Origin of the sequence: Pseudoalteromonas sp. OFAV1 (genome assembly GCF_021532595.1) — a bacterium.
Lineage (GTDB): Bacteria > Pseudomonadota > Gammaproteobacteria > Enterobacterales > Alteromonadaceae > Pseudoalteromonas > Pseudoalteromonas lipolytica_C.
This window is the reverse complement of sequence record NZ_JAKGBG010000082.1, coordinates 1-8,185: the sequence shown is the minus strand read 5'-3', so window position 1 is coordinate 8,185 and position 8,185 is coordinate 1. Positions and strand designations below refer to the sequence as shown.

6 protein-coding genes are annotated in these 8,185 nt (G+C 39.4%); all 6 read right to left on the bottom strand.

The window, feature by feature from the left end; translation table 11 throughout:
• Positions 1 to 468: 468 nt before the first annotated feature.
• Entirely contained in the window at positions 469 to 840 is a 372-nt protein-coding gene (locus tag L1267_RS23235; protein WP_130050497.1) for a GxxExxY protein, read from the bottom strand.
• 673 nt (positions 841 to 1,513) lie between these two features.
• Positions 1,514 to 2,422, bottom strand: a complete 909-nt coding sequence (gene galU, locus L1267_RS23230) for a UTP--glucose-1-phosphate uridylyltransferase GalU (protein ID WP_235384373.1) — start codon at positions 2,420 to 2,422, stop codon at positions 1,514 to 1,516.
• 485 nt (positions 2,423 to 2,907) lie between these two features.
• On the bottom strand, positions 2,908 to 4,074 hold the full coding sequence (locus L1267_RS23225) for a nucleotide sugar dehydrogenase (RefSeq protein ID WP_235384372.1): 1,167 nt from the start codon (positions 4,072 to 4,074) through the stop codon (positions 2,908 to 2,910).
• Between the two features lie 129 nt (positions 4,075 to 4,203).
• On the bottom strand, positions 4,204 to 6,168 hold the full coding sequence (locus L1267_RS23220) for a polysaccharide biosynthesis protein (RefSeq protein WP_235384370.1): 1,965 nt from the start codon (positions 6,166 to 6,168) through the stop codon (positions 4,204 to 4,206).
• Positions 6,169 to 6,295: 127 nt separating this feature from the next.
• On the bottom strand, positions 6,296 to 7,273 hold the full coding sequence (locus tag L1267_RS23215) for a DHHA1 domain-containing protein (RefSeq protein WP_135923384.1): 978 nt from the start codon (positions 7,271 to 7,273) through the stop codon (positions 6,296 to 6,298).
• Between the two features lie 162 nt (positions 7,274 to 7,435).
• Positions 7,436 to 8,035 (bottom strand): adenylyl-sulfate kinase, encoded by a 600-nt coding sequence (gene cysC / locus L1267_RS23210; RefSeq protein WP_135923383.1) that lies wholly within the window; start codon positions 8,033 to 8,035, stop codon positions 7,436 to 7,438.
• Positions 8,036 to 8,185: the final 150 nt, after the last annotated feature.

The following is an 8,185-nucleotide window of genomic DNA, read 5'->3' as shown; positions in this document are numbered from 1 at the left end:
CATAAAGGGGCGAATACATTAAAGTGACCAGGGGTAGCTCCCCAAATAGAGTCCGTATATAAGCCAGCATCTAATCTTTATTTAATAAATACTCCGTTGACAAAAAACGGGGAGTCCATATAAGTACGCGGAGGCACTGCGTGCTGCACAGAGAAAACCTGGTTAATAATTAGAAGTTTAATCAAGGGAGCTAACTGTAGCGCCTATGATGTAATTAGGTTTGAATAATTTTGAACCACAGAGCACACAGAGGCGCTGCGCGCTACACAGAGAAAATCAAAGTTATAATTAGAAATTTAAACAAGGGAGCTAACTGTAGCGCCTATGATGTAATTAAGTTTGAATAATTTTGAACCACAGAGAGCATAGAGGCGCTTCGCACTATATAGTGATGAGAGCTCAGAGTAAGCAGGCGCTTGACCTTGATACATCAGTGGCTCCAATTAATTTTCAAGCTAAGAAAAAACACTAAACTTGAATTCGCTTAATACCATCCACCAACCTTGTAACATTAAAGTTAATAAGCAAACCTGTTTTGATGTCGGTTAATTTTAAATATGTAATTAACTGCGCTGTGTGAATGGGTAAAAGCTTTTCTACTACTTTCAATTCGATAATTAGCGACTTTGGAAGCAAAATGTCAAGTCGATACCCAGCATCTAAACAGACACTCTTGTATGAAATAGGTAACTCAACTTGGTTAAGTGGTGAAAAGCCAACTTGCAGCAATTCATATACCAAGCAACTTTCATAGGTAGACTCTAATAAACCTGGCCCTAATTGTTTATGTACCTCAATAGCACACGCTATTACTTTACGGGTAATTATATCCATTTCCATATAGCCATCCTTGCTAATATTGAACATCTAAAAGCTGTTTATAATTTAAGAATAGCTTAAATTATCTTACTAATAATACGAAAAATACTTTTTGAACTACAGAGCACGCCGAGGCGCTGCGCGCTACATGGATAAATAAAATATTAAACAGTATGCGTCACACCTGCTTGGTGCGTCTTATATACAACACCATTCCATCAACCAATGTCTGACCCACAAACAACACAATTTAGCTGAAACCTAACGGCTGAAAGCTTAAAGACCTCCTTCTCTTCCTCTGTGCTATCTATACCCTCTGCGGTTCTAATTAGATTAAAGACATAAACACTCTGAACCACAGAGCACACCGAGGCGCTACGTGCTTCATAGAGAAAATTAAATTAATTCTAAAACTCATAAAACACCGGGCTGAAGATAAAGCACCTTGTACCTCTTTCTCTTCCTCTGTGCTCTCTGTGTCCTCTGTGGTTCAAAAGAGATCTTGTGTGCATAATAAATTTCAGACCTACGGTATCAAATATCACTTTAGTAAAGAGTCTACACATTCACCTTAAGTCTATTAATTATCTCAATCTGTAATCCTCGCCCCCTTTGTGTTTAAAATTCTATCTAATAAACAAAAACGCCTACACAATGTGTAGGCGTTTAGATATATCAGAAACTAACAAAGAGATTAAACCGCTTTTAAGTGACTCACTTTAGGCGCAACAATATCGTTTAAAAACTCAGAGAACTCATCACCTAATTTTTCGTCACGGATACCATACTCAATGATCGCTTTTAAATAACCTAGCTTGTCGCCACAGTCGTGAGCGCGACCACTCATGTGGAACGCCTCAACAACCTCAGTTTTCATAAGCTCATCAATCGCATCTGTTAACTGAATTTCGCCACCCGCACCAGCAGGTGTTTTAGCAAGTAACGGCCAAATAGCTTTTGATAACACATAACGGCCAACTACCGCTAAGTTAGATGGTGCTTCTTCAGCTTTTGGTTTTTCAACCATCGTTTTAATTGGTGCGCTTTCGCCGGCTTTAATTTTAACGCCACCGATATCAGCAATTCCGTACTTGTGAACACTTTCTTGCGGTACCGGTTCAAGCATGATCTGGCTTGCTTTAACATCGTTAAAACGCTCGATCATCGCGGCAATGTTTTCAGTTTTTTGATCTGCGGTGTAGCCATCTAAAATAACATCTGGCAGAACCACTACAAAGTCGTCATCGCCTACAATTGGTTTTGCACATAATACCGCATGGCCCAAGCCTTTCGCTTCGCCTTGGCGAACATGCATAATGGTTACATCTGGTGGGCAAATTGAGCGCACTTCTTCAAGCAACGTACGTTTAACACGCTTTTCTAATGTTGCCTCAAGCTCAAAGCTAGTATCAAAATGGTTTTCGATAGCATTTTTAGAGCTGTGCGTAACCAACACAATCTCTTTTATACCGGCTAAAACACATTCATTTACAATGTACTGAATAAGCGGTTTATCAACTAAAGGTAACATTTCCTTGGGGATTGCTTTAGTCATTGGGAGCATACGGGTACCAAGGCCCGCAACTGGAATCACTGCTTTCATAATTAGTCCCTTATTTAATAATTTAATCTACAATAACACCAAACTAACAGTAACAAAGTAGATACAAGCTGAATGATTTTTAATTTTATTTTTCTTGAATACTGATGTTTACAAAGAGTAAAAGAGATACGACTAACCAAATAAAAGTTTCGCAAAGAGGATGAGAGGCGCTTCGCTTTAGAGAAAACAAAAAGCATAATTATCACTTCCTCATTATTTTCTCATTCACTTCTCTTTGTGAATAAATCTTCGCAAAATAAATTTCACACCTATATCAAAGGCATATATTTGTACAAAGAAACTAAGAGGCGCTGCTCTTTAGAGAAAACAAAAAGCTTTATTATCACTTCCTCTTTCCCTTCTCGTTCACTTCTCTTTGTGAAAATATTTTTGGCACTAAAGTGCCTTCTACGATTTAGGCCTTTGATAAAGGCCTACAAACAACACTGCTCGGCTCAAAACTGACAGCTGAAAGCTATTTCGCCTTAATCACTTCCGAACAAATCGCGAGTATAAACCTTGTCAGCTACATCTTGCAGCTCTTCGGCCATGCGGTTCGATACAATTACATCAGAGATACTTTTAAGCTCATCAAGATTTTTAATTACACGCGAATTAAAAAATGCATCTCCCTCAAAGGTTGGCTCGTAAACGACTACCTCAATACCCTTGGCTTTAATGCGTTTCATAATGCCTTGAATGGCAGACGCTCTAAAGTTATCAGAGCCTGACTTCATCACTAAACGGTAAATACCAACCACCTTAGGGTTTTGTTTAATAATTGAATTTGCAATAAAATCTTTGCGGGTTGTGTTGGCATCTACAATAGCGCGGATCATATTGTTAGGCACATCTTGGTAGTTAGCGAGTAGCTGCTTAGTATCTTTAGGTAAACAGTAACCGCCATAGCCAAACGATGGGTTGTTATAGTGCTTACCTATGCGTGGGTCTAACCCTACACCTTCAATAATTTGCTTTGCATCTAAGCCATGGCTCTCTGCGTAGCTGTCTAGCTCATTAAAGTAAGCTACTCGCATTGCCAAATAAGTATTCGAAAATAACTTAATCGCCTCTGCTTCGGTTGAGTCTGTAAATAAAATCTCAATGTTAGTTTTTACGGCGCCCTTAGCAAGTAAATTTGCAAATGTTTTTGCACGCTCACTTTGTTCACCCACAATAATACGTGACGGATGTAAGTTATCGTAAAGTGCTTTACCTTCACGTAAAAATTCAGGCGAGAAAATTATATTATCTGTGCCAAACTGCTCTTTAATCGATTTAGTGTAACCAACAGGCACGGTTGACTTAATTACCATGGTTGCTGTTGGGTTAATCGCTAATACATCACTAATTACCGACTCAACAGAGCGAGTGTTAAAATAATTTGTGTCTGGGTCGTAGTCTGTTGGGGTAGCAATTACAATAAATTCAGCATTTAAAAGGGCTGATTCTTTGTTAGTGGTAGCAGTAAAATTAAGAGGTTTATTAACTAAAAAGTCACTGATTTCAGTATCAACAATCGGTGATTGCTTGTGTTGTAATAAACTAACTTTTTGTTCGTCTATATCTAGGGCAACTACTTCGTTATGCTGCGCAAGCAACATTGCGTTTGATAAGCCCACATAACCAGTACCCACTACTGCTATTTTCATTTATAAATCATCCTTTCAAAAACTTTATAGCCTAGCTCAAAGCCACTAACTTAAGATAAGTAAAGCCAAGCATAACCATAAATACTACCATTTGTTATAAATATTAAAAACCTATCTGTAACACAAAGCCTAGCCTTTAAAATTAACTACTATATTTTCTAGAGGCTCGTTTGTGGTAGATTGTTCTTTATTTTGTTTAGCAGTCCATACTAAATCGCAAATACCATCGGTAGGGTTAAATCCAGTAGGCGCGTCTAAGAGTAGCTGGCGAATTGTCTCGTGATCAAAATTATGGCAAGCAATGTCAAACGCTTCTAAAAACACATTAATTTCGGCAAGGGGCAGCATTACTTCATTGGCAGTCATAATTCGCTCGTGGCAAGTTTCGCCTACGTTATCGCCAATTAATAGCTCTTCGTAGAGCTTTTCACCAGGGCGTAAGCCTGTGCACTCTATGGCAATATCGCCATGTGGGTTAGCACTGCTTTTAACCTCAAAACCCGATAAGCGAATCATTTTTGTAGCGAGGTCTTTAATTTTTACAGGTTCGCCCATGTCGAGCACAAATACATCGCCACCTTTACCCATAGCACCGGCTTGTATTACCAATTGTGCAGCCTCTGGAATGGTCATAAAAAAGCGCGTTATATCTTGATGAGTTAAGGTAATTGGCCCGCCCTCTTTAATTTGCCTACGGAACAATGGCACTACAGAGCCGCTCGAGCCAAGTACATTCCCAAACCGCACCATACAAAAACGGGTATTATGTTGCTTACCTTTATTTTGCGCTAACCCTTGTAAGCATAACTCGGCCATGCGCTTAGTAGCCCCCATAACATTGGTTGGGCGTACAGCTTTATCGGTAGATATAAGTACAAAGGTTTCGACTTTAGCATTCATTGCTGCTTTAGCTGCGTAGTAGGTACCAAATACGTTATTACGTACACCTTCAACCACATTATGCTCAACTAAAGGCACATGTTTATAAGCAGCAGCATGATAAACGGTGTGCACTCCAAAGGTGATCATTACAGTCTCAATGCGGTTTATACGCTGAACAGAGCCCATAATTGGCACAAGCTCAATATTAAGCTCATTCGCTTGAATATGTTCGCACAACTCTTTTTCGATTGAGTATAAGCCAAACTCGTTTACCTCAAACAAAATAAGCTTTTTAGGTTGCTGCTTAATAATTTGCCTACATAACTCAGAGCCAATAGAACCACCAGCCCCGGTAACCATAACTACTTTATTTGTTATATTAGCAGCCATTAGCTCAGGTTTTGGCTCTACCGAATCACGGCCTAATAGGTCTTCTATTTCGACTTCTCTAAATTCAGAAAGCTTAGCTTTACCACCTACAATATCGGCCATACCCGGGATCGACAAAATCTGTATTGCTAACGGCTCTAATTGCGCAAGTACCTCTTTACGGCGTGAGCGACTCTCGCTTGGCATAGCTAGCAATATTTTACCAATATTTCGTTTATCAATTAGGGTATGTATGTCGTTAAATGCATATACAGGTACACCTTGAATTATTGAACCTTGCTTTGTTACATCGTCGTCTATAAATGCGCGTACATGGTACTCTGGCCCGGCCTCTAGCGCTGTTGCAAGTTGCCTACCTGATGACCCAGCACCATAAATTATAACTTGCTCTTTATGTGATGTAGACATTTTGCCAATCATAGCGCGCACTACAATGCGTGAACCACCGACTGTTAATAAACAAAGCCAAGCAAAAATAAAAGGCATAGAACGGGGCATCATCACCCCTAAAAAAAACGAGAATATAACCAGTGCTACAGTGGCTATTAAGGTACCAATAACAATGGCCCACAATGCTTGAGCGTTCATATAACGAAGCACCGCACGGTATAAGCCTAGGTTAACAAAAGCAATTAATGAGGTAGGCAACAATAAGCCAAGTACAAACCAGTACTCAAGAACATACAAGGGGGCCAAGCTGTCGAGCCGAACAACTAAGGCAAGCCAAAAGGCCGAAAAAATAAAAAATGAATCAACAACTAGAGTGATAGCGCGCTTTTTAGAACGAGGCGCGTTAAAGATAGAGTCTATTATTTTGTCCACTTGAAATCCCTTTTGTATTAAGCTTGAATTATCAGTTGTCCTAACTGAGCAAAAGCTTAATGATTGTTATACATCCATATAATATAGCTAGTGAGAGTAAAAATCACCAAAAACCAATACATTTTTATTAACTATTGATTTCACCAACCTTTTTATAAAAATTCGCTAAAACTTCAACCAGCTCACCTACTGACTCTTTTGGTAATTCGTTAATACCTGCAGCAGCTGCTCGGCCACCTCCAGTAGCAAACAGACTGCATACATCAACAGCGCCTTTCTTATTATTGAGTGGCGCTCTCACACTTACTGTGTAACTTCCTTTATTGTTATAGGTAAGCACAGCATGGGCTTTACTTGGCGCTTGGTTTGCAAGGTCGTTGCCTAATACGCCACTTACACGGCGAGCCCATGGCGCATCTTCAAGTAAAATAACTTTAGCTGTCTCGCAATTATGTATAACTTCAGCACATGCTGCTTTTTGCATATCTGCTTTGTAGGCTCTTTCTAATACATAATAAACCGACCCAAGATCGTTAATTGCATCAAAAGGAGACTCATATTTAAGTAGCTCATTAAACAAGTCTTCTGGAGCAAAGTGTAAATCGGCAATTTCACTGCCGTAGCCATTGTAATTAATGTAAGTACCAAATGCTTTTAACTGCGACTTTTCAAGCTCTGTAAGGTTTAATTTATCAGCCTCACAGTCAGCTTTAGTAAATAAGTTATCACCATAAGCTGCTGTAATGGCCCATAAGTGGTACTGCTTATCGATAAGGTCGCTTACTATTAAACTAGTGCACATATTCGCATCTAAATTAATATGTGCAAATAAGTTAACGTGCTTTGGAATATCACCCGCTTTATGATGGTCAACATACATAACTCGCGCCCCAACACATAGCGCATCGTGCAGTTCTGCCATATTTTTTTCCATCGAAATATCGAGTACACGAATATTATCACCGGCTTTTGGGGTGATTTTTTTTAATAATTGAATATCGCGTTTCACACCGGTTACTTTAACGCTATCTATAGGGTTCGCTAGCTGTAGCTGTAAAAGAGCGATTATGCCATCAGCATCGCCGTTAAAAATATCGTAGTTCATAAAATCTCAAAGTAATAAAGGATAAAGCATTAGGCGCTAGGATTTAGAAATTAGAAGCTAGAAGTCAGATATTAGAGGTCAGAAGTTAGACATCAAAGGTTAGATATCAGAGGTCAACAGACAGATATCAGTTGTTAGACGTCAGTAATCAGGTTTCTGGCTCTAGATTTCTATAATCCCTGCTTTGCGCAAATAGCCAATAATTTGCTCAACACTTTGCTCAATGCTTTGTTCTGCTGTTTTTACATGAATCTCTGGTTGCTCTGGTACATCAAAAGCCGAGCTAATACCTGTGAAATTAGGGATCTCACCTGCACGTGCTTTTTTGTACAACCCTTTAGGGTCGCGGCTCTCGCAAACCTCTAGCGGCGTATCAATAAACACTTCAACAAACTCGCCCTGGCTCATAATACTTCTAGCGCGAGCACGGTCTTCTTTAAACGGTGAAATAAACGCGGTTGATACAATTAAACCTGCATCAACGAACAGCTTTGCAACTTCACTAATGCGGCGAATATTTTCGATGCGGTCTTCGTCACTAAAAGTAAGACCTCTGTTTAAGCCCATGCGTACGTTGTCACCATCAAGCAAGTAAGTATGACAACCTAATTCAAATAACTTTGCCTCAACCGCATTTGCAATTGTCGACTTACCTGAGCCACTTAACCCAGTGTACCAAAGTAATAAAGGCTTATGCCCTTTATGTTGCTCTTTTTCAGCACGCGAAACGGTTTGAGTGTGCCATACAATGTTCTCGGTCATATTGCCTCTTGAGGTTCAGGGTTGATTTCAGATTTCAGATTTCAGATTTCAGATTTCAGATTTCAGATTTCAGATTTCAGATTTCAGATTTCAGATTTCAGATTTCAGATTTCAGATTTCAGATTTCAGATTTCAGATTTCAGATTTCAG

Bases quoted from the DNA above. Each gene is read 5' to 3' on its own strand.
- L1267_RS23225 (WP_235384372.1), bottom strand. From the start codon at position 4,074: ATGAAAATAGCAGTAGTGGGTACTGGTTATGTGGGCTTATCAAACGCA.
- L1267_RS23215 (WP_135923384.1), bottom strand. From the start codon at position 7,273: ATGAACTACGATATTTTTAACGGCGATGCTGATGGCATAATCGCTCTT.
- cysC (WP_135923383.1), bottom strand. From the start codon at position 8,035: ATGACCGAGAACATTGTATGGCACACTCAAACCGTTTCGCGTGCTGAA.
- L1267_RS23235 (WP_130050497.1), bottom strand. From the start codon at position 840: ATGGAAATGGATATAATTACCCGTAAAGTAATAGCGTGTGCTATTGAG.
- galU (WP_235384373.1), bottom strand. From the start codon at position 2,422: ATGAAAGCAGTGATTCCAGTTGCGGGCCTTGGTACCCGTATGCTCCCA.